Here is a 21,312-nt window from a genome sequence, read left to right on the forward strand (position 1 = left end):
AACTATGTTCAAAAGACTGATAGCGGCGGCGGCCATGACGGCGCTGCTGGCGGGGACGGCGCTGGCCGACACCAAGCTGAAGCTCGTCGAGGTGATCACAAGCCCCGAGCGGACCGAGACGCTCAAGAGCATCGTCAAGGGTTTCGAGACCGCCAATCCCGGCACCAGCGTCGAGATCATCTCGTTGCCCTGGGGCGAGGCGTTCGAGAAATTCGCGACCATGGTCGCAGCCGGCGAGACGCCGGACGTCGTCGAGATGCCCGACACCTGGCTCGCGCTCTATGCCGGCCACGGCCTGCTCGAAAATCTCGAGCCCTATCTCGCCAAATGGGACCAGGCCTCGGACCTGAACGACCGCGCGCTCGAATTTGGCCGTGCCGTCGACAAGACGGCCTATATGCTGCCTTACGGCTTCTATCTGCGGGCGATGTTCTACAACAAGAAGCTGTTCGCCGAGGCCGGCGTCGCCGAGCCGCCGAAGACGCTGGACGAGTTCATGGAGGCCTCGAAGAAGGTTTCGGCGCTCCCCGGCAAGTATGGCTACTGCCTGCGCGGCGGTCCCGGCGGACTCAATGGCTGGGTGATGTTCGGCGCGACGGCCAATGGCTCGAACGCCTTCTTCAAGGAAGACGGCACCTCGACCTTCACCGATCCGGGCTGGGTCAAGGGCCTGACCTTCCTGACCGACATCTACAAGAAGGGCTATGCGCCGAAGGACAGCGTCAACTGGGGCTTCAACGAGATCGTCGCCGGCTTCTATTCCGGCACCTGCGCGATGCTCGACCAGGATCCGGACGCGCTGATCGCCATCGCCGAGCGGATGAAGCCGGAAGACTACGGGATCACCACCATGCCGAAGGGTCCGGACGGCAAGACCTTCCCGACGATCGGCTATGCCGGCTGGTCGATGTTCGCCAGTTCCGCGGACAAGGATGCGTCCTGGAAGCTCATCGCCGCGCTCGAAGGCAAGGAAGGCAACGTCGCCTGGAACAAGAAGACCGGCGCGCTGCCGGCGCTGAAGTCGGCCGAGAGCGATCCGTTCTATTCGAGCCCGCAGTTCAAGGGCTGGTTCACGGAACTCTCCGATAAGGACGTCGTGCCGACCGTGATGCCGACCTACCTGCCGGAATTCGCCTTCTTCAAGGATTCCCTCGTGATCAAGACGAGCCAGCAGGCGTTGCTGGGCGAGATCACGCCGGAGGAACTCGCCACGCAGTGGGGCGACTACCTGACCAAGGCGCAGCAGAAGTACCTCGCCTCCAAGAAGTAAGGGCGAGCGACCGCGACGGCCTCCTCCGCACGCGGGGGAGGCCCAACAGCAGGACCGTCGAATGACGGTTTCCGGACCCCGCGGGAAGCGGCCGGAGCAAAGGGGATCTTTCGATGAGCCAGGCCGTGCACGCCCCGTTCGGGCGCGACCGACGACCTTTCATGCGGCGCTTCGCGATCGCGGCGGAGCCCTATCTCTATTCGGCCCCGGCACTGATCCTGATCGCTGCCGTCATGCTGGTGCCGCTCGTGATCGGCATCTCCTATGCCTTCCGCAACGTGATCCTGCTCGATCCGTTCTCGGGCGGCTTCATCGGCCTCGACCATTTCCGCGAGATGGCGAAGGACAAGGCCTTCTGGCTCGCCCTGCGCAATACCGTCACCTGGACCGGCTGGTCGGTACTGCTGCAATTCGTGCTGGGCCTCATCCTGGCACTCCTTCTCGACCAGCCTTTCAAGGGCCGCGGCCTGGCGCAGGCGCTGTGCTTCCTTCCCTGGGCCGTGCCGAGCTTCCTATCCGGCCTCAACTGGGCCTGGATGTTCAATCCGATCGTCGGCCCGCTGCCGCACTGGCTCTATGCGCTCGGGATCCTTGCCGCGCCCGACAATATCCTGGCCGATCCGAACACCGCGATGTGGGGTCCGATCGTCGCCAATGTCTGGTGGGGCATTCCCTTCTTCGCCATCACGCTGCTGGCCGCGCTGCAGGCGATCCCGCGCGACCTCTATGAGGCAGCGGCCATTGACGGCGCGACGCCGTTCCAGCGTTTCCGCTCCATCACGCTGCCTTTCCTGGCGCCGACGATCGCCATCACCGTCATGCTCCGCACGGTCTGGATTGCCAATTTCGCCGATTTGATCGTGGTGATGACCAATGGCGGACCGGCGGACCGGACGCAGATCGTCGCCAGCTACATCTTCACCCAGGCCTTCCGCCGGCTCGATTTCGGCTATGCCTCGGCAATCGCGCTCGTCCTGCTCGGCCTGCTGATGATCTATTCGCTGCTGATCATCCTGCTGCGCCAGACCCTGCTGAAGGAGGCCTGACATCATGATGCGGCCCAAGCATCTCGGCTTCACGGTTCTCCATCGCCTGGCGATCCTGGCCTATATCGTCTTCGCCCTCTTCCCGCTTTTCTGGCTGCTCAAGGTCTCGGTGACTCCGAACGACCTCCTCTATACCGAGGGCGTTCGGATGTGGCCGTCGCGCTCGACGCTCGACCATTACATCTTCGTGCTGGAACACAGCGACTTTCCGCTCTTTTTCCGCAACAGCCTGATCGTGTCGCTGTCGACAGCCTTCATCGTCACGGCGCTGGCCTCGATCGCCGGCTATTCGCTGTCGCGCTTCGTCTTCCGCGGCAAGATCTGGATCGTTGGGCTGATGCTGATCACCCAGATGTTCCCGCTCGTCATGCTGATCGCGCCGATCTTCAAGATCCTGTCGCCGCTCGGCCTCACCAACAGCTTGACCGGCCTCGTCATCGTCTATGTCGCCTTCAACGTCCCCTTCGCGACCTTTCTCATGCAGTCCTTCTTCGACGGCATCCCAAAGGATTTGGAAGAGGCAGCGATGATCGACGGGGCGACGCGCTTCAAGGCGCTCCGCCAGATCATCCTGCCGCTGACGCTGCCCGGCATAGCCGCGACGCTGGGCTTCGTCTTCACGGCGGCGTGGAGCGAACTGCTGTTCGCGCTGATGCTGATCTCGGGTGTCGATGCGAGCACCTTCCCGGTCGGGCTGCTGTCCTTCGTGTCGAAATTCTCGGTCGATTTCGGGCAGATGATGGCGGCCGGCGTGCTGGCCCTGATCCCGGCCTGCCTCTTCTTCTTTTTCATCCAGCGCTATCTCGTGCAGGGCCTGACGGCCGGCGCGGTCAAAGGCTGAGGAGACCCTCATGGCATCCATCGATATCGCCGGAGTCCGCAAGGCCTATGGCAGCACCCATGTCCTACACGGCGTCGACCTCACCATCCGCGACGGCGAATTCGTCGTCCTCGTCGGCCCCTCGGGCTGCGGGAAATCCACCCTGCTCCGGATGATCGCGGGCCTCGAGGACATTTCCTCCGGCGAAATCCGCATCGGCGACAGGCGCGTCAACGATCTCGACCCGAAGGATCGCGACATCGCCATGGTGTTCCAGTCCTATGCGCTCTATCCACATATGACGGTCGCCGGGAACATGAGCTACAGCCTGCGCCTGCGGAAGACCGCCAAGGACAAGATCGCGACAGCGATCGCCGCCGCCGGGGCGAAGCTCGGGCTCGACGCGCTGATGGAACGGCGCCCCAAGGCCCTATCCGGCGGCCAGCGCCAGCGCGTCGCCATGGGCCGCGCCATCGTGCGCGCACCGAAGGCATTTCTCTTCGACGAGCCGCTGTCCAATCTCGACGCGCGCCTGCGCGAGCAGATGCGCAGCGAGATCAAGAAGCTGCATCAGGACCTCGGTGCCACTTCGATCTATGTGACGCATGACCAGATCGAGGCAATGACGCTGGCCGATCGCATCGTCGCCATGAATGCCGGCATCGTGCAGCAGGTCGGCAGCCCGCTCGATCTCTATGACAGGCCGGCCAACCTCTTCGTCGCCGGCTTCATGGGCTCGCCTGCCATGAACATGTTCGCCGGCACCTATCGCAGCACTGGCGGCGCGCCGCGCGTCGATCTCGCCGAGGGCATCTCGGTGCCGGTGGCCGAGGGGATCGCGGCCGCGGACGGCGCGAAGGTCACACTCGGCATCCGGCCTGAACATGTCGTCGTGACGCCAGGCGGCGGCGTCGGCATCCAGGCTTTCATCGACCTCGTCGAACCGACCGGCTTCGGCACGATCCTGCATGCGAACTCCTTCGGCGCCGACGTGAAGGCGTTCTCGCTGCAGCGCGGCCTCGCGACCCGCGGCGACACCGTCAGCGTCGCCTTTCCGGTCGATCGCATCCATCTCTTCGACGGCGAAACGGGAAGCCGCATCGGCTGACGGCCGGGTCGCGGCGCGAGCAGACCTTCCTGAAATCGGGCAGCGCGTCAGGGGACCGGTCGCGGGTTCGCTTCCTGTTCGATGACTTCCAAAAATTGACAGAACGATCCGATTTTGTAATTTTCCTATCAGACGCGGAGTTTGGGAGGGGTGCCCGGTTGTCGATCAGGGAGGAGTTGGCGCACACGCCTGTCGTCCTGACTTCGTCAGAAGCCAAGATCGTTCAGGTGCTGCTGGCCGACTACCCGATGTCGGGCCTGGGAACCGCGACGCGGCTGGCGAAACTTGCCGGCGTCAGTGACCCGACCGTGATGCGGCTGATGATCAAGCTCGGCTATTCCGGCTTCGCGGAATTCCAGGGCAAACTGCTCGCCGAAGTCGAGGCGCGGCTGCATTCGCCGCTCTTGATGATGGAGGCGAAGCGCCCGGCCGACACCAGCGAAGGCACGGCGCTCGGCTATTATCATTCCGTCGCCGACAGTCTGGAGCGGACACGGACCCAGATGCCGTCGCAGGCCTATACACAGGCGACGGAACTCCTGCTCGATACCAAGGGGCAGGTGCTGTTCCTCGGCGGGCGGTTCAGCCGGCATATCGCGTCGATGTTCGCCGGCTATGTCGTCCAGCTGCGCTCACAGATCCGCGATCTGGCGAAGCTCGCGCCGTCCGATTTCGACCTGCTGGTCGATCTCGGCAAGCGCGACCTGCTCGTCGTCTTCGACTATCGCCGCTACCAGGCGGATGTGGTGGACTTCGCGCGGCAGGCGAAGGCGCGCGGCGTTGCCGTGCTGCTCTTCACCGACCCCTGGCTCTCGCCGATCGCCGAATTCGCCGACCACACCATGATCGCCGCGATCGACGCGGATTCGCCCTATGACACGATGGCGACACCGGTGGCGCAGATCGAGACGGTCCTGGCCCATATGATCGCGCAGCACGGTTCGTCCATGCGCCAGCGCATCGAGGGCATCGAGTCGATTCGTACCGCCAACGCCGTGACGCTCGACAATGACGGCCCCTCGCCACCCACCAAGTTCGCCCGCCTGAAGCCCTGATTGCCGCAAGAGAACCGATGGCCAGCCAAACGACCCTGCCACGCCGCGACCAGCCTTTCCAAAAGGGAGCGACGGCCCTCCTCCTTGTCGACATGCAGCGCATCTGGCTGGAACCGGGCCTCGATCCAGACCACGCCGACTGGCCGGCCGACCATTATTTCTATGCCCAGACGCGTGACGTCACGATCCCCAATCAGCGCAAGCTGCTGGCAGCGGCCCGGGCATCCGGCATCGAGGTGCTGCACACGATCATCCAGAGCCTGACCGAGGACGGCCGCGACCGCTCGCTCGACCACAAGCTGACGCCGATCCATATTCCGCCGAGCCTCGCCGAAGGCCTGCCGCCGCCAGAACTCGCTCCGGTCGGCGACGAGATCCTGCTGCCCAAGACCTCGTCCGGCGTCTTCAACTCAACCAATCTCGACTATCTGCTCAAGAATCTCGGCGTCCGCCAGCTCGTGGTCGCCGGAGTGCTGACCGACCAGTGCGTGGACATGACGGTGCGCGACGGCGCCGACCGCGGCTATCTCGTTACCTGCGTGACCGACGCCTGCGCGGCGCCGACGCCCGAGCGTCATGCCGGCGCCCTCAAGGCCTTCGGCGGCTATTGCTGGCTGGCCGACACGGCCACGATCGTCGACCGCTTCGTGGCGCTTGGCCGGGAGACGCTGTCATGACCGAAACGCCCCTCCTCCCGCTGGTCAATATCGTCACCACGGATCTCGCCGCGATCACGCGCGGCCGGCCCGCGACCGAAGCCCGTCTTGCAAGCGCCGCGCAGACCGGCGTCGGCTGGGTCCCGGCCAATCTCTGCCTGACCCCGTTCAACACGATTTCCGACCCCAATCCCTGGGGCTCGTCGGGGGATCTTCGCATCCTTGCCGATCTCGGCGCGCGCTACACGACCGCATCGACCGGATCGGCCACGGCGCTCGACCTCGTCATGGGCGATATCGTCGAGCTTGACGGAACGCCAGGGGACGGCTGCGCGCGCACGCAACTGAAGGCGGCCATTGCTGCGCTGAAGAGCGAGACCGGGCTCTCGATCCGCGCGACCTTCGAGCAGGAATTCCTGCTGAAGCCCAATCATCGGGCCGACGACGCGATTCCCGCCCATGCGTTCTCGGTGGCGTCGCTCCGGGCCGCCGAGCCGTTCGTGCCGCGCCTCTGGGCGGCCTTGGAGGAAGCCGGCGTCGAGCCGGAGATGGTGCTGGCCGAATATGGCAATGACCAGTTCGAGGTGACCTGCGCTCCGACAGACGCGCTGGCAGCGGCGGATCGCGCGATCGTCATCCGCGAGGTGACGCGCGAAATCGCCCGCAACCTCGACGGGCGCGCTTGTTTCGCGCCGAAGCCGGATCCCGATGCCGTCGGCAATGGCGTGCATATCCATTTCAGCTTCGTGGACGCGAAGGGCGAGCCGGCAACCTATGACGCGGCCGGCCCCGGCGGGCTTTCGCTGCACGCCGCCTCGTTCTGCGCCGGGGTGCTGAAGCACCTCCCGGCGCTGGTCGCTCTGACGGCCCCGAGCCCACCCTCCTATTACCGGCTGGCGCCGCACAATTGGAGCTCGTCCTATACCTGGCTCGGCGAGCGCGACCGCGAGGCGACTTTGCGCATCTGCCCGGTGGTGACGCTGGGCGGCCGCGATCCCGCACGGCAGTTCAACATCGAATATCGCGCGGCCGACGCGACGGCCAATCCGTATCTGGCGCTCGCCGCCATCATCCGCGCCGGGCTGGCCGGCATCGCCGCCGCCCTCCCTGCCCCGCCAATCGTCTCCGGCGATCCCTCGATCATGTCGGCCGAGGAACTCGCACGAAACGGGCTCCATCGCCTGCCGGAGACGCTGGACCTCGCTCTGGCGGAACTGGCCGCCGATACGGTCGTGAAGGGTTGGTTCCCGCCGCGGCTCATCGAGAGCTTCGTCGCGGTCAAGCGGGCGGAGATCGCGCTGATGGAAGGCAAGACCAAGCTTGCCATCTGCGCGGCCTATGGGGAGCGCTATTGATGGCGCGCGCCGAGCCGGAAGGCGGCGCGGATTGGCCGGCCCCGCTGGAGGTGCTGAACCCGGATTCAAACCATCCTGTGGTGCTGATCTGCGAGCATGCGGCGAACCATATTCCCACCTCCTATGGGCGGCTCGGCGTGGCGCCCGACGATCTCGAGCGCCACATCGCCTACGATATCGGCGCAGCGGCCGTCACGCGCGCGCTCGCCCAGCGGCTCGGCGCGCCGGCCTTTCTGGGCACCTATTCGCGCCTTCTCGTCGACCTGAACCGCCCGTTCGGCGTGCCCACCAGCATGCCGGTCCTTTCGGAAGCGACGCGGATTCCCGGCAATGAAGCCTTGGACGACACCGAGCTGGCGTTTCGCCGCCGGACGATCTTCGATCCGTTCCACGACGCCATCGCGGCGCTGCTCGACCGCCGCGCGGGGCAGCGGAGCCTGATCGTCACCATCCATTCCTTCACGCCGGTCTTCCTCGGCGTCGCACGACCCTGGCATGTCGGCATCCTGCATGACCATCAGCCGGCCTTCGCCCGTCATTTCCTCGCCGGCCTCGCTGCCGATCCCGCGCTCGTCGTCGGCGAGAACGTTCCTTACGTGATCGAGCGCGACAGCGACTATGCGATCCCCGTGCACGCCTCCGACCGCGGCCTGCCGGGCGCCCTGATCGAGATCCGCAACGACCTGATCCGCACCTCTGAAGGGGTGGATGCATGGGCCGCGCGGCTCGCCACCATCCTCGACGATCTCAGCCTGACGCGAAGGCCGGCCGCCTGACGGCCGAACCGAAGGGAACTGCCATGTCCGACAAAGAAGCCGTCATCCGCTCCGTGCAGGATTTCATCGAGAAGGACCGCGACTTCGTCATCAACCTGACGCGCGACATGGTCCGCATTCCCTCGGTCAATCCGAAATTCGAGACCGCCGACGGGCTCAACCGCGAAGGCGACGTGCAGGCGCTGCTGGAGCCGATCCTGCAATCCGAAGGCCTCGCGACGGAGCAGTTCGACGCCCTGCCCGGCCGGCCGAACCTGATCGGCGAATGGGCCGGCTCGGAGGAGAAGAGCCTGATCCTCTGCGGCCATATCGACGTCGTGCCGGTCGGCGCGGTGAAGGACTGGACGGTCGATCCCTTCGGCGGCGAGATCAAGGACGGCCGGCTTTATGGTCGCGGCTCGATCGACATGAAGGGCGGCGTCGCCGCCTGCGTCGCGGCGATCCGCGCAATCAAGCGCAGCGGCGTCGCCCTCGAAGGCCGGCTCGCGCTCCATTCCGTGGTCGACGAGGAGGCCGGCGGCGGCGGCGCGATCGAGAACGTCCGGCGCGGCAAGCTCGCCAAGGCGGTGCTCGTGGCCGAGCCGAGCTGGGGCGACGTGCTGCCGGCCGAGGGCGGGCTCGAATGGGCCCGCGTCACCATCCGCGGCAAGAACGGCCATTCCGCCTTCCGCTACAACGAGATCTACCCGCAGCAGCATGTGGCGGGCCGGCTGGAGCCGGCGGTCAATGCGATCGAGATCGGCGCGCGTTTCATCGCCGCCGTGCAGCAGTTCGAGCGCGACCGCACGCGCGCGCGTTCGCATCCGCTGCTTCCGGCCGGCATGAACACGATCAATATCGGCGTGATGTGGGGCGGCACCGGCCTTGGCGACAAGGGCCTGCCGACCGTGATGACCAATCCGGCGATCATTCCGGATGTCGTCGTGATGGACCTCGACATGAAGTTCCTGCCGGACGAGACCTCAGCGGAATATCGGCGCGATTTCGAGGCCTTTGTCGATCATTTCTGCCAGATGGACGACTGGCTGCGCGCGCATCCGATCACGATCGAATGGGAACTCGGCGGCCTGCATTTCGCGCCGATGAACACTGCGCCGGACCATCCGCTCGTCACTTCGCTGATGAAGCGCAAGGCTGAAACCGGAAAGGCGCCGACCATGCGCGGCTTCATCGCGGTCTGCGATGGCGCGCATTATGCCGGCGCGGGCGTCGACGGCGTCATCTTCGGACCATCGGGCGACGGCTTCCACGGCACCGACGAATATGTCGACATAGCCTCGCTGGTGGAAAGCGCCAAGGTCATCGCGGCCAGCGTGATCGACTGGTGCGGAACGAAATAGCCCGTCTCAGGCGCGTCGGCGTGTGGCGAGGCCCCAGAGCGCCTTCAGCATGCCGACGATGCCGCCCGGATAGACGAGCATCACGACGATGATCAGCACCGCCGTGATCATCGGCCGCCAGGCGCCGAAATCGGCCATGGATTCGGCGAAGACCGTCAGCACGAAGGAGGCGATGATCGCGCCATAGATCGTGCCCGTGCCGCCGAGCAGCACCATGGACAGCACGATGGTGGCGAGGCTCATGCCGAAGACTTCGACCGAGGCATTGCGCTGGTATGCGGCATAAAACGCCCCGGCAATGCCGGTAAAGAAGGCGGATGCGGCGAGCGTGATCATGCGCTGGCGGACCAGCGAGACGCCGCGGCTCACCGCATATTCCTCGTTGTCGCGCAGCGCCACGATGCTCTTGCCGGTGCGCGAGCGCACGAAGATGCGCAGGAACAGCGTGCTCAGCGCCAGCATGGCGAGCGCGATGTAGAAGTAAGCGAACTTCGCGTCGCGGACCATGTTGTGGTCGAACCAATAGAGGCCCGGTATGCGCACGATGCCCTGCGTGCCGCCGGTGTAATCCGACTGGCTCAGGATGATTTGCATCACCAGTTGCGCGAAGCCGAAGGTGACCAGGATGATGTAGATGCCCTTCAACCGCAGGATCGGGATCGTCACCACGACGGCAGCCACCACCGCGATCACGCCGCTCGCCACGAGCGCGACCCAGGGATCCATCATGGCGAGCTTGGTCAACAGGCTATAGGCGTAGACGCCGATGCCGAAGAGCGCGAGATGGCCGAAATTGAACACCCCGCCATAGCCGAGACTGAGATCCCAGTTCGAGGCGACGACGGCGTAGATGAACACCATGATCAGCACATGGCGGCCATACGCGTCGCCGACAACGAGCGGCAGCAGCGCCAGAACGAGCAGGCCGACCAGGGCGCCGGCAAGCTCGGTCATCCAGGGTGTGCGGCCGGGCGCGCGCGCAGGAGCCGATGCGGTCGGCGCAGAGGTCTCGACAGCGCTCATGCGAGCCCCCGCGATCGGCTGGCGAAGATGCCTTCCGGCTTGATCATCAGCGTCAGGATGAGCGCGCCGAAGAGCAGCGCCGGCGTCCAGTAGAGACCGAAATAATAGCTGCAGATCGCCTCGAAGAAGCCGATCAGATAGGCCGCGAAGATCGGACCGGAGATCGAGGAGATGCCGCCAAAGACGACGACGATCAGCGCCTTCAGCAGAGGATCGGCGCCCATGACCGGCGTCATGAAGCGGTAGCCGCCGAGGAAGATGCCGGCGAGCGCCGCCAGCGCCGCCGCGATGGCGAAGGCGAGGCCGTAGAGCATGGTGACGTTGAGGCCGACGAGGCGCGCCGCGTCCTCGTTCTGCGCCACGGCGCGCAGCGCGAGGCCGAGCCGTGTCCGGTTGAGGAACAGCCACAGCGCCAAAAGGATGATCGGCGTCACCACGATGATCGCGATCTGATGCAGCGAGACGCCGACGCCGCCGAGCATGGCGTTGCCGGCAATGAGCGGCGGGATCTGCTTCGAGCGCGGGCCCCAGAGTTCGAGCACGCCGTTCTCGACCAGCGAACCGGCGGCGAGCGTCGTGATCACGACGACGAGGACGAGATTGGCCCGGCCGATCAGCGGACGGACGACGGTCGCCTGCAGCAGCCAGCCGGCACCGGCCATGAGCAGGACCGCGAGCGGAAAGGCGAGCGCGGGCGGAAGGCCCCAATCCACCAGCTGCCAGGCGAAATAGGCGCCGAGCATCATCAGGACGCCATGGCTGAAGTTGAACACGCCGATCGTGGTCCACACCAGAGCGAGGCCGACCGCCATCATGGCGTAGAGCGACCCCTGGAACAGGCCGCCGAACAATATGTCCGCGATTGCGTTCATGCGTGCCTCAATGCCCGAAATACATGGCCATGATGTCGGAATGGGCGAGGCTGTCGCCCGGCTTGATCTCGGTCTCGACCTGGCCGTGATTGATGAAATAGAGGTGGTGCGTGAGTTCCAGGAGAAATTCCACGTCCTGCTCGACGACGATCAGCGGCACGCCGGCCCTGGAGATGTCGAGCACCGCCTTGCACAATTCGTCCTTGATCTTCGGAGCGAGACCCAGCGTCGGCTCGTCGAGGATGAGCAGCTTCGGATGGCTCATCAGCGCGACGCCGATCGACACCATCTGCCGCTCGCCGCCCGACAGCGTCCGCACGCGCTGGCGCCAGCGCTCCGCAAGCTTGGGGAACAGGGCGACGACGCGCTCCTTGTTCTCCTTTTCATGCGGACGGGCATGAGGCGAATAGGCGCCGAGCGTCATGCAGTCGGCGATGGTCAGGTCCGGGAACAGCGTATTGCCCTGCGGCACGTGCACCAATCCCCGCGCCACGATCGCCCGCGCGCTTTCGCCGGTAATATCCTCGCCGTCGAAGACGATGCTGCCGCTCTTCGGCTTCAAGAGGCCACTGATGGCGCGCAGCAGCGTCGTCTTGCCATGGCCGTTCGGGCCGAACAACCCGACATTGCCGAACTTGCCGGCCTCGATGCCGATGCCTTGCAGCACGGTGACGCGGCCATAGCCCGCCGTAACCTCCGAGACCGACAGCATGCTCGTCATGCGGCGGCCCTGCGCGTGCCGAGATAGGCCTCTATCACGCGCGGCTCGGCGATGACATCGCGCGGATTGCCGAGCGCCAGGACGCTGCCCTGGTTGAGCACGAGCAGGTGCTGCGACAGGCTCATCAGGAAGGTCAGCACATGCTCGATGAGAAGAATCGTGATGCCGCGCGCAGCAATGCGGCGGATCAGCTCGACCGAGAGCTCGATCTCGGGCTTGGTCAGGCTGGATGCCGGCTCGTCGAGCAGCAGCATGCGCGGGTCGGACGCGATGGCGGTGGCCAGCATCAGGATCTTGCGCTGGAAGACGGAGAGTTCGCCGGCGCGTCGTCCCCAATCCGGCTCGGTCAGCCCGACGAAGGCGAGCGCCTCCGCGCTGGCATCGCGCGCCTTGGCGCCGCTCCGCGCCTCATTGGCATAGGTCGCGCCGATCTCGGCATTCTCGAAGACGGTGAGCTGGTCGAAGCAGGTTTCGCGCTGGAAGGTCCGCGCCAGGCCGCGCCGCGCGATCACATGGCCGGCGAGCCCCTGGATCTCGTTGCCGTCGAAGCGGACCTTGCCGCTGTCGGGGCCGAAGGGAATGCCGGTGATCGTGTTGAACAGCGTGCTCTTGCCGCTGCCATTGGGGCCGGCGATCCCGAAGATCTCGCCGGCCTCGACCTTGAAGGAGACGCCGTCGACAGCCTTCAGCGAACCGAAGGCCTTCGACACATTCTCCACGTCCAGCAGGGCCATGCCTCACTTCATCCAGGGCTGGGTCTGGTACGTTCCGGTCGCATATTTCTCGGGCGAGATGAGGATGCGCTTGCCGTCCTCGATCTGGAAGAAGGTGATCGGGATGAAGTCGTCGCCCTGCATGGCCAGATGGGTGGCGGGATCGAACTTCAGCCGACCAGCGGCGATCTGCTTGTCGCTCTCGCCGATCGCCGTCATGATCGCCTTGTGGTCGGACGGGTTGCCGACCTTCTTCAGCGCGTCGAAATAGAGATTGACCATCTCGTAAAGCGCGACACCGTAAGTGCCGCTCTCGGTATTGTACTTCGCCTTGTATTTCGCGGCGACCTCATCGGCACGCGGGTTCTTCGGCGTCGTCAGAGCGCCACCGAGAAGGTTGTAGATGACGCCGTTCGAGTTCTGCTTGGTCAGCTCGACGAATTCGGGAACGCTCGGCGCATATTGCAGGAAGACCAGGCTCTTCGTCGGTTGCTCGAGGAACTGGTTGAGGAACGAGGCCGAGTTGCCAGGCAGATAGTCGGTATTGATCACGACGTCCGGCACATCCTGGCGAACCTTGGCCAGGATGGAGCGCCAGTCCGTAACTTCGCCGAACGGGACGAGCTCGTCGACAGAGATCGTCCAGCCCTTGTCCTTGAAGGTCTTCTTCATGCCTTCCGAAATCGTCTTCGAATAGGCATTGTCCGACGAGATGATCGCAACCTTCTTGGTCGGCAGCTGCAGCTTGCCATCGGCGGCGAGTTTCTCGACGAAGGTGGTCACGTCGGTATTGTACGCGTCGAAGGACGGCGTCAGCGACCAGCAGCAGGAATATTTGGCCGGATCGGGCGCGATGATGTCCTTGGTCTGCTGCGAGGTGGCGGCCAGCATGTAAGGCATTTCTGCCTCGGCCATGTTGTCGATCTCGAAATTGGTCAGGCTGGCATAGCCGGTCAGCATGAAATGCACGTCTGGATCGCCAAGCAGCCGCTCGACGGCGCTGGTGACGTTGCCGGCCGACTGATCCTTGACGTCACCGACGGCGATTTCAAAGGTGTGGCCATTGATGCCGCCCGCGGCATTCGCCTCGTCGATCGCGAGCTGCACGCCGCGCTGGAATTCCTGGCCGTCCGCGGCGGCGGGGCCGGTGAGCGGCGCAAGCAGGCCGATCTTCACGACATCCGCGAAGGCGGGGACGCCCGTCGCCAGGAGTGCCGCTACCGATGCGCCGAGAAGCGCGGACCGGAGAAATTTACCTGTTGATCTCGTCGTCACGACGCGTTTCCCTTTTCCAGCCCCGCAGCTTCGCGGCAGGTTTGATGATTGACAATTTAGGCACAGCCACGTCAGCTTGAAAAGATACTTTCACTCCGGCAGGCATCGATTTGCCCAACGGATGGACGGAACGCCGTCCTGCTGCAATTCTGATCAAGACCGTCGCCAATCGATCGACGGCTCAAGGGGGGCGTGATGAAGAAGTACGCATTGACGACGAGCCACGGCGAAATCGGGATCCGCGAAAGCGAAGGCACCGGCATGCCGGTGTTGATGATCCATGGGAATTCGTCGACCGGCGAGGTGTTTCGCAACCAGCTCGAGGGACCGATCGGCGCGCATTACCGCCTGATCGCGGCGGACCTGCCGGGGCATGGCGATTCCGGCAACGCGATCGACCCGGACCGCAGCTATTCGATGCAGGGCTATGCCGACGTCCTGACCGAGGTGCTGGAGAAGCTCGGCATCGCCGATGCCGCCGTGTTCGGCTGGTCGCTCGGCGGGCATATCGCGCTGGAGATGATCGAGCTCTATCCCGGCATGCGCGGCCTGATGATCACCGGCACGCCGCCGGTCGCTGGCGAAGACATGGGCAAGGGCTTCCGGCCGGGGCCGCATATGGACCTGACCGGCAAGGAGCAGTTCACCGAGCAGGACGTCTTCGACTATGCCAGCGGTACCTGCGGCCTGCCCTACGACCCGATGCTGCATGCCGCCGTCGCCCGGACGGATGGACGCGCCCGCGCCATGATGATCGCCAAATTCGCGGCGAATACGGGTAAGAACCAGGCGGAGATCGTCGCCAGCGCCGACACGCCGCCGATTGCTATCGTCAATGGGACGAACGAGCCCTATATCAATGTCGAGTTCGTCGACACGATCCCGGTCGGTAATCTCTGGGGCGGGCGCAAATTCCTGATCCCGGAATCCGGCCACGCTCCGTTCTGGGACGCGCCGGCAAGCTTCGACCCGATCTTCAAGCGCTTTCTCGACGATATCGCCGCCCGGTAGCGCGGCTTCTCGACCGGCACGCGGGGCGTTTGCAGCGACTTGGCCTCTCGGCGCGCGAGACGTGCCGTGCTACGGCGGAGGACGCATCGCCGCGCGCCGCATACGGAGAAGAAACCCCATGACCGCCTATGCCTCGCTTGCCGGCCATTTCGGCCGCGTCGCCGCCATGGCCAATGCTATTGGCATTTTGCAGTGGGACAGCGACACGATGATGCCGACGGGCGCCGCCGGTTCGCGGGCCGATAGCCTGGCGCTGCTCAGGGTGCTTCAGCACGAGATGGCCGTCGATCCGCGCATGAGCGACTGGCTGGCCGAGGCGGCGGAGGACGTTGCCCTTGGTCCGTGGGAACAGGCCAATCTGCGCGAGATACGGCGGGTATGGACCGTCCAGTCCGCCCTGCCCGCCGATCTGGTCGAGGCCTCCAGCAAGGCGATTTCCACCTGCGAGATGGCCTGGCGGCAGGCCCGCGCCGATGCCGATTTTGCCTCCCTACTGCCCAGCCTCAGCGAGGTCCTGAAGCTCCAGCGCGAGGCCGGCGCAGCCAAGGGCGAGAAGCTCGGCCTGTCCGCCTATGACGCGCTGCTGAACGACTACGAGCCCGGCGGTTCCTCGGCGAAGATCGACGCGCTCTTCGACGATCTGGCCGCCTTCCTGCCGGGATTCATCGAGGAAGCGCTCGCCGCCCAGGCCCGCAGGCCGACGCTGTCGGCCTTGGAAGGTCCGTTCCCGATCGAGGCGCAGCGCCAGCTCGGGCTGAAGATCATGACGGCGCTTGGCTATGATTTCGATCGCGGCCGGCTCGACATCTCGGCGCACCCCTTCTGCGGCGGCGCCGACAACGATGTGCGTATCACCACGCGCTATGACGAGGCCGATTTCAGCAAGGCGCTGATGGGCGTGATCCACGAGACCGGCCACGCGCTCTATGAGCAGGGCCGCCCCGCCGCCTATATGAACCAGCCGGTCGGGCAGGCGCGCAGCATGAGCGTGCATGAGAGCCAGTCGCTGATCATGGAGATGCAGGCCTGCCGCAGCGCGGAGTTCCTCGCCTTCGCCGCGCCGCTGATGCGCGAGGCATTTGGGGGATCCGGGCCCGGCTGGGAGGCCGAGGCGCTGTGGCGGCGCTATACGCGGGTCGAGCGCGGCTTCATCCGTGTCGACGCCGATGAGGTGACCTATCCCGCTCATGTGATCCTGCGCTACCGGCTGGAAAAGGCGCTAATCGACGATGCCATGCCGCTTGGCGAGCTTCCCGCCGCCTGGAATGAGGGGTTGAAGGCGCTTCTCGGCATCACGCCGCCCGATGACCGGCTCGGCTGCCTGCAGGATATTCACTGGCCGAGCGGCGGCTGGGGATATTTTCCAACCTATACGCTGGGCGCCATGACCGCCGCCCAGCTCTTCGACGCCGCCTGCCGATCCGAGCCGGACACGCTGCCCGGCATTGCCCGTGGCGATTTCTCCCCGCTTGTCGGCTGGCTGCGCAGCCATATCCATGGCGAGGGTTCGCGCTACGAGACGGATGAATTGCTGACCCGCGCTACCGGCCGGCGGCTCGATGCCGGCATCTTCAAGGCGCACCTGGCAAGGCGTTATCTCGGCGCGGATTGACGGGTCGCGACAACAAAGGGGGGCGCCTCGTTGCCGGTGGATCCAGGGGTCAGTGATCCTCGATCAGCGCCGCCAGGCAATGAGCCGCCGCCGTGTCGGCGACCCCGAGATCCCGGACACTGCTCATATGGTTTCGGCCGGCGAGATCGGACCGCGAGACAGCCACGCGCTGTCCGCGCAGCAGGCTGGAAAATGCATCGGCCTGCCGATGAAACGGCGCCGTCTCATCAGCGCCGACGAGAACGGAGACCGTTGTCGACCGGTCGTGCCTATGCGTCGCGGGCGAAAAGGCCGCGACCTCCGCATCGGTGATGCCGATTTCCTCGCGGAGGAAGGAGGATTGCAGCGGCTTCAATTCATAGAGCCCGCCGAGCAGCAGGGCGGCGCGAACGCCGGACGGCGTCTCCGCCTCGTTGAACAGGAAGGTTGCAAGGTGCGCGCCGGCTGAATGGCCGCTCACCGTCAGCCGGCCAGCGTCGCCGCCATGGTCGGCAATGTGGTCGATCACCCAGCGTTTCGCGCGCCGCGTCTGGTCGACTATCGTCTCCATCCGCACGGCAGGCATCAGCGCGTAGTCGACGATGACGGCGATCGCGCCGGCCTCGGTGACCGTCTCGGCGACATAGGAATAGTCGCGCTTCGAGAACATCCGCCAGTAGCCGCCATGGATGAAGATATGGACGGGAAGGAGCGCGCGCGGCCCTGACGGAAAGAACAGGTCCAGCGTCTCGGCAGGGTCCGCGCCATAGGCGATGTCCGCTTCCATCGGCAAGCTGGCGCGAGCGGCTGTGCTGCGCGCCTTTATGTCGGCGACGATGACGTCGAAATCGGCGACATGGTCGCGAATACGGAACGGATCTGTCGCCACGGTTTCTCCTCCCTCTAGAAGTTCGCGGCGATGTATTTCGCCTCCATGAATTCGGCAATGCCGTGATGCTGGCCGCCCTCCCGGCCGAGCCCGCTCTGCTTGACGCCGCCGAACGGTGCCGCCGGGTCGGAGACAAGGCCACGATTGAGCGCAATCATGCCAGCCTCGACTTGCGAGGCGACACGCATCCCGCGAGCAAGATCGCGAGTGAAAATATAGGCGGCAAGCCCATATTCGGTATCGTTGGCGAGGGTGATCGCTTCGCTCTCCTCCTCGAAGCGATAGAGCGGCGCCACCGGTCCGAAGATCTCCTCATGTGCCATCTCCGCCTCGGCAGGCACATCGACAAGAACGGTGGGCGGATAGAAGAAGCCCTGCCGATCAGGCAAGGTCCCGCCACAGAGCAAGCGCGCGCCCCGCTCCGTCGCGTCTTTCACCAGCCGGTCGATCTTGGCGACGGCCTTTCGGGTGATCATCGGCCCGCATTCCGTCGCCACATCCGCTCCCTGGCCGACCTCCATGGCGGCCATGCGACGGCTGAGCCCTTCGGCGAAGGCGTCATGGATCCCGGACTGGACATAAATCCGGTTGGCCGCGGTGCAGGCTTCGCCGGCATTGCGCATCTTGGCGACCATGGCGCCGTCAAGCGCCGCCTCGAGATCGGCGTCGTCGAAGACCAGGAAGGGGGCATTGCCGCCCAGTTCCATCGAGCAGGAGATGACGTGCTTGGACGCCTCCGCCAGCAGCGCCCGGCCGACGCCGGTCGAGCCGGTGAAGGACAATTTGCGCACCCGCGGGTCGGCCAGCATCGCCGCCGTAAGCGGGCCGGGGCTGGTTGTGGTCAGCACATTGACGACGCCGGCGGGAACGCCGGCCTCCTCATAGAGCGCGGCCAGCGCATAGGCGGTGAGCGGCGTTTCGCTGGCCGGCTTCAGGATGACGGTGCAGCCGGCGGCCAGCGCGGGCGCGATCTTGCGGGTCGCCATCGCCGCCGGGAAGTTCCACGGCGTGATCAGCACGCAGATGCCGATCGGCTGATAGTCGACGACGATGCGGTTAGTGCCGGCCGGCGCAATGCCGAACTCGCCGGTGATGCGCACCGCCTCCTCGGCATTCCAGCGGAAGAACTCGGCGGCATAGGCAACCTCGCCGCGGGCATCGCGCAGCGCCTTACCGTTTTCCATAGAAATGAGCGTGGCCAGGATTTCCGAACGCTCGATCATCAGCTCGAAGCAGCGGCGGAGAATCTCGGAGCGCTTGCGCGGCGCCATGCTGCGCCAGCCTATCGCCGCCTTCGCAGCCGCTTCCACCGCCAAAGCCGCATCTTCCAGCGTCGCGTCGGGCACGGCGGCGAGGACCGCCTCGGTAGAGGGATCCGTCACATTGATCGTTCGGCCGCCGGCCGCCGGCCGCCAGGCGCCGTCGATATAGAGGCCACGCGAACAGGCGGCGAGGTCTGGCGAAATCGGCTGCGGATGGCTGGTCTGCTGAATAGCATTCATTGGATCGTTCCTGAATGGGTCACTGGGCCGACGCGGCGAGATCGCCGTCATAAGCCGCCTGGACAAGGCGCCGCATGGCGGCGAGGTCGAGACTTCTGGGGTTGTTCTTGATCAGCCGGCCGATGCCGAGCGCCTGTTCGGCCGTCCAGTCGAGCTTGTCGGCAGCAAGGCCGAGACCGGCGAGCGTCGGGGTGATGCCGATCGCCGCGAACAGGCGACTGACTTCGGCGATGGCGGCCTCAGCCATTTCTGTCTCGCTCCGCCCCGCATCGTCGAGGCCGAGCGCCTTCGCGATTGCCGCCATTTCCGGCGTTGCGGCGAAACGGTTGTAGTTCATGACATAGGGCAGCATGGTCGCGACCCCGAGGCCATGCGGCGTGTGTGTCAGCGCGCCGGCCGGATATTGCACGGCATGGGCCGCCGCGGTTCCGGCCGTACCGAAGGCGCAACCGGCGGCCAGCGCGCCCATCATGACGTCGGCGCGAGCCGACTCGTCGCTGCCGTCATGGAAGGCTCGTTCGAGACTGCGGCCGAGAAGCTGAATGGCCAGCAGCGCGAAGTGGTCGGTCAGCGCGCTCTTTCCGACGAAGACATGCTGTTGCGCCAAATCGGGGTCGGCAACACGTCGGGACGCGGTAAAGGCCTCGATGGCATGGGTCAGCGCATCAGCACCGGCGATCGCGGTTAGTCCCCGTGGGCAGGTCATCGTCAACTCGGGATCGCAGATGGCGACGGTGGCGATCAGATGCGGGCTCGAAATGCCGACCTTGAGCGTCCGGTCTGGATCCGAAATCACAGCGACGGGCGTCACCTCCGAGCCGGTGCCGGCCGTGGTCGGGACGGCGATGATCGGCAAGACCGGCCCCGGAACCTTGAACTCTCCGTAGTAGTCCTGCAGCGCGCCGCCATGAGACAGCAGCAAGGCGGTGCACTTGGCCATATCGAGACAGCTGCCGCCGCCGACACCGATCACCATGTCCGGGCCAAAGCCTCTCGCCTCATCGGCGCAGACCGCCACCGTATCGCGAGGGACATCCGGCTGGACGCGGTCGTGGACCAGCACCTCGATCCCAGCCGCTTCCAGAGCGGCGCGGATTTCGGCGAAAGCTCCGGTCTCGGCGAAGCGGCTGTCGGTGCAGATCAGAGCCCGCTTTCCAAGCCTCGCAGCTACAGCGGGGAGTGCATGGCGCTGCCCTTTACCGAACAGGATTTCGCGCGGAAGCCTCAGGGCGGCAAACAGGCTCACGATGATTGTCCTTCAAGAACGGGGGATGGAGAAAGCGATAGGCCGTTCAGTTCGGCCCAGAGGGCGGGATCGATATCGAAGCCTTCCCGCAGCGAGACTTCGCGCCGCCGCGTCGCACCGTCTCCCGGCACGCCTACGGGCTGATCGACCTCGGCAGGCGGCGATGCGCGGACGCGATCGAGATAATCGGAAAGCCGGCCCGCAATCGTGGGCGCCGCCATCGCGTCGATGACGATCAGCAGGTCGCCCTTGTTGCAGACCGCTTCGGCATCGAGCGTGCCGCGAATGTCCGGCGCCAGCGCCGAGCCGGCCAGCGCGGCAACCAGAAGTTCGATCGCGATGCCAAGACCATAGCCCTTGGCCTCCCCGAAGGGCGCGATTGAACCTAGCTTGGCGCTCGCCGCATCGGTCGTCGGTCCGCCTTCGGCGTCGCGAGCCCAGCTCTCCGGAATCGGCCGACCGGTGGCGGCGTGATGATGGATCTTGCCCATGGAGACGATGCTGGTCGCCAGATCCAGCACCAGCGGGCGGCCGGCGGTCGGGACCGCGATGGCGATCGGATTGGTGCCGAGCATCGCCCGGGTTCCGCCAAAAGGATGGACCAGCGCCTCGCTGGAGGACATGGCGAGCCCGATCCGCCCATCCTTGGCGACGTGCTCGACATAGTGAGCCAGCATGCCGAGATGATTATTGTTGCGGATCGCCGCCATGGCGATGCCGGAGACCGAAACCCGTTCTCTCAGGCGGTCCAGCGCGGCCATCGCCACAACCGGTCCGAGCCCCTTCTGCCCGTCGATTTCCAGCACGGCCTCCGAGCGCCAGCGCCCCTCGCCCTTCGTCGCAGGATCGATCAGGCCGCGCTCGATGCGGGCGAGAATGCGCGGCAGACGCTGCAGGCCATGCGAGGGATGGCCCTTCAATTCCGCCTCCACCAGCACACCCGCCTGACATTTAGCGTTTTCTGCCAAGGCGTTGCGCTGGATGAGAAGGCGGGTGGCCAGGGCCATCGCCGTCGTTTCGGTGATCTTCACATGCCGCCTCTA

The 21,312-nt window shown here is 65.4% G+C and carries 20 protein-coding genes; 11 read left to right on the forward strand and 9 right to left on the reverse strand.

The genetic code is table 11. The annotated features are described in order from the left end of the window. Positions 1-4: 4 nt before the first annotated feature. The 9 genes from OSH05_RS04530 (at position 5) to OSH05_RS04570 (ending at position 9,426) form a co-directional block, all read left to right on the forward strand. Positions 5-1,270, forward strand: coding sequence for an ABC transporter substrate-binding protein (locus OSH05_RS04530; RefSeq protein WP_104217373.1), 1,266 nt, complete (start codon positions 5-7; stop codon positions 1,268-1,270). A 113-nt stretch (positions 1,271-1,383) separates the two neighbouring features. Next, positions 1,384-2,316 carry a carbohydrate ABC transporter permease gene (locus tag OSH05_RS04535; RefSeq protein WP_104217372.1) on the forward strand — a complete coding sequence of 311 codons (933 nt, stop codon included), beginning with the start codon at positions 1,384-1,386 and terminating at the stop codon, positions 2,314-2,316. A 7-nt stretch (positions 2,317-2,323) separates the two neighbouring features. Continuing rightward, a complete protein-coding gene (locus tag OSH05_RS04540) occupies positions 2,324-3,157 on the forward strand; it encodes a carbohydrate ABC transporter permease (protein WP_104217680.1) in 834 nt (277 codons plus the stop codon). A 10-nt stretch (positions 3,158-3,167) separates the two neighbouring features. Next, positions 3,168-4,244 (forward strand): ABC transporter ATP-binding protein, encoded by a 1,077-nt coding sequence (locus tag OSH05_RS04545; protein ID WP_104217371.1) that lies wholly within the window; start codon positions 3,168-3,170, stop codon positions 4,242-4,244. A 158-nt stretch (positions 4,245-4,402) separates the two neighbouring features. Beyond that, positions 4,403-5,299: a MurR/RpiR family transcriptional regulator gene (locus OSH05_RS04550; RefSeq protein ID WP_104217370.1), complete on the forward strand. Its 897-nt coding sequence runs from the start codon at positions 4,403-4,405 to the stop codon at positions 5,297-5,299. Positions 5,300-5,316: 17 nt separating this feature from the next. Then, positions 5,317-5,976, forward strand: coding sequence for a cysteine hydrolase family protein (locus OSH05_RS04555; RefSeq protein ID WP_104217369.1), 660 nt, complete (start codon positions 5,317-5,319; stop codon positions 5,974-5,976). Further along, positions 5,973-7,310 (forward strand): type I glutamate--ammonia ligase, encoded by a 1,338-nt coding sequence (locus OSH05_RS04560; RefSeq protein WP_104217368.1) that lies wholly within the window; start codon positions 5,973-5,975, stop codon positions 7,308-7,310. Before OSH05_RS04555 ends, OSH05_RS04560 begins: the two co-directional genes overlap by 4 nt. Next, the gene (locus OSH05_RS04565; RefSeq protein ID WP_104217367.1) at positions 7,310-8,086 is read left to right on the forward strand and encodes an N-formylglutamate amidohydrolase; all 777 of its coding nucleotides are present in this window, start codon (positions 7,310-7,312) and stop codon (positions 8,084-8,086) included. The genes OSH05_RS04560 and OSH05_RS04565 overlap by 1 nt, the downstream gene beginning before the upstream one ends. A 23-nt stretch (positions 8,087-8,109) precedes the next feature. Continuing rightward, complete coding sequence (locus tag OSH05_RS04570; RefSeq protein ID WP_104217366.1) at positions 8,110-9,426, forward strand: M20 family metallopeptidase; 1,317 nt, start codon at positions 8,110-8,112, stop codon at positions 9,424-9,426. 6 nt (positions 9,427-9,432) lie between these two features. Here the strand turns inward: OSH05_RS04570 and OSH05_RS04575 are convergent, their stop codons facing one another. The 5 genes from OSH05_RS04575 to OSH05_RS04595 are packed head-to-tail and all read right to left on the reverse strand — an operon-like array spanning position 9,433 to position 14,030. Further along, entirely contained in the window at positions 9,433-10,449 is a 1,017-nt protein-coding gene (locus OSH05_RS04575) for a branched-chain amino acid ABC transporter permease (RefSeq protein WP_104217365.1), read from the reverse strand. Further along, positions 10,446-11,321: a branched-chain amino acid ABC transporter permease gene (locus OSH05_RS04580; protein WP_104217364.1), complete on the reverse strand. Its 876-nt coding sequence runs from the start codon at positions 11,319-11,321 to the stop codon at positions 10,446-10,448. The genes OSH05_RS04575 and OSH05_RS04580 overlap by 4 nt, the downstream gene beginning before the upstream one ends. A 7-nt stretch (positions 11,322-11,328) precedes the next feature. Continuing rightward, positions 11,329-12,042, reverse strand: a complete 714-nt coding sequence (locus tag OSH05_RS04585) for an ABC transporter ATP-binding protein (protein ID WP_104217363.1) — start codon at positions 12,040-12,042, stop codon at positions 11,329-11,331. After that, positions 12,039-12,776, reverse strand: a complete 738-nt coding sequence (locus OSH05_RS04590) for an ABC transporter ATP-binding protein (RefSeq protein ID WP_104217362.1) — start codon at positions 12,774-12,776, stop codon at positions 12,039-12,041. Before OSH05_RS04590 ends, OSH05_RS04585 begins: the two co-directional genes overlap by 4 nt. Before the next feature lie 3 nt (positions 12,777-12,779). Continuing rightward, positions 12,780-14,030 carry an ABC transporter substrate-binding protein gene (locus OSH05_RS04595; protein WP_104217361.1) on the reverse strand — a complete coding sequence of 417 codons (1,251 nt, stop codon included), beginning with the start codon at positions 14,028-14,030 and terminating at the stop codon, positions 12,780-12,782. A gap of 195 nt (positions 14,031-14,225) precedes the next feature. On the opposite strand from OSH05_RS04595, the gene OSH05_RS04600 reads away from it, so the two are divergent. Then, positions 14,226-15,041 (forward strand): alpha/beta fold hydrolase, encoded by an 816-nt coding sequence (locus OSH05_RS04600; protein WP_104217360.1) that lies wholly within the window; start codon positions 14,226-14,228, stop codon positions 15,039-15,041. A gap of 118 nt (positions 15,042-15,159) precedes the next feature. Further along, positions 15,160-16,653: a carboxypeptidase M32 gene (locus OSH05_RS04605; RefSeq protein ID WP_104217359.1), complete on the forward strand. Its 1,494-nt coding sequence runs from the start codon at positions 15,160-15,162 to the stop codon at positions 16,651-16,653. Positions 16,654-16,702: 49 nt separating this feature from the next. On the opposite strand, the gene OSH05_RS04610 is transcribed toward OSH05_RS04605, so the two are convergent. The 4 genes from OSH05_RS04610 to OSH05_RS04625 are packed head-to-tail and all read right to left on the reverse strand — an operon-like array spanning position 16,703 to position 21,300. Continuing rightward, the gene (locus OSH05_RS04610) at positions 16,703-17,521 is read right to left on the reverse strand and encodes an alpha/beta hydrolase (protein WP_104217358.1); all 819 of its coding nucleotides are present in this window, start codon (positions 17,519-17,521) and stop codon (positions 16,703-16,705) included. A gap of 14 nt (positions 17,522-17,535) precedes the next feature. Then, the gene (locus tag OSH05_RS04615; protein ID WP_104217357.1) at positions 17,536-19,023 is read right to left on the reverse strand and encodes an NAD-dependent succinate-semialdehyde dehydrogenase; all 1,488 of its coding nucleotides are present in this window, start codon (positions 19,021-19,023) and stop codon (positions 17,536-17,538) included. Between the two features lie 19 nt (positions 19,024-19,042). After that, positions 19,043-20,269, reverse strand: a complete 1,227-nt coding sequence (locus OSH05_RS04620; protein ID WP_104217356.1) for an iron-containing alcohol dehydrogenase — start codon at positions 20,267-20,269, stop codon at positions 19,043-19,045. Beyond that, complete coding sequence (locus tag OSH05_RS04625) at positions 20,266-21,300, reverse strand: Ldh family oxidoreductase (RefSeq protein ID WP_104217355.1); 1,035 nt, start codon at positions 21,298-21,300, stop codon at positions 20,266-20,268. Before OSH05_RS04625 ends, OSH05_RS04620 begins: the two co-directional genes overlap by 4 nt. Between the last annotated feature and the right edge of the window lie 12 nt (positions 21,301-21,312).

The organism is Kaistia algarum (genome assembly GCF_026343945.1).
Lineage (GTDB): Bacteria > Pseudomonadota > Alphaproteobacteria > Rhizobiales > Kaistiaceae > Kaistia > Kaistia algarum.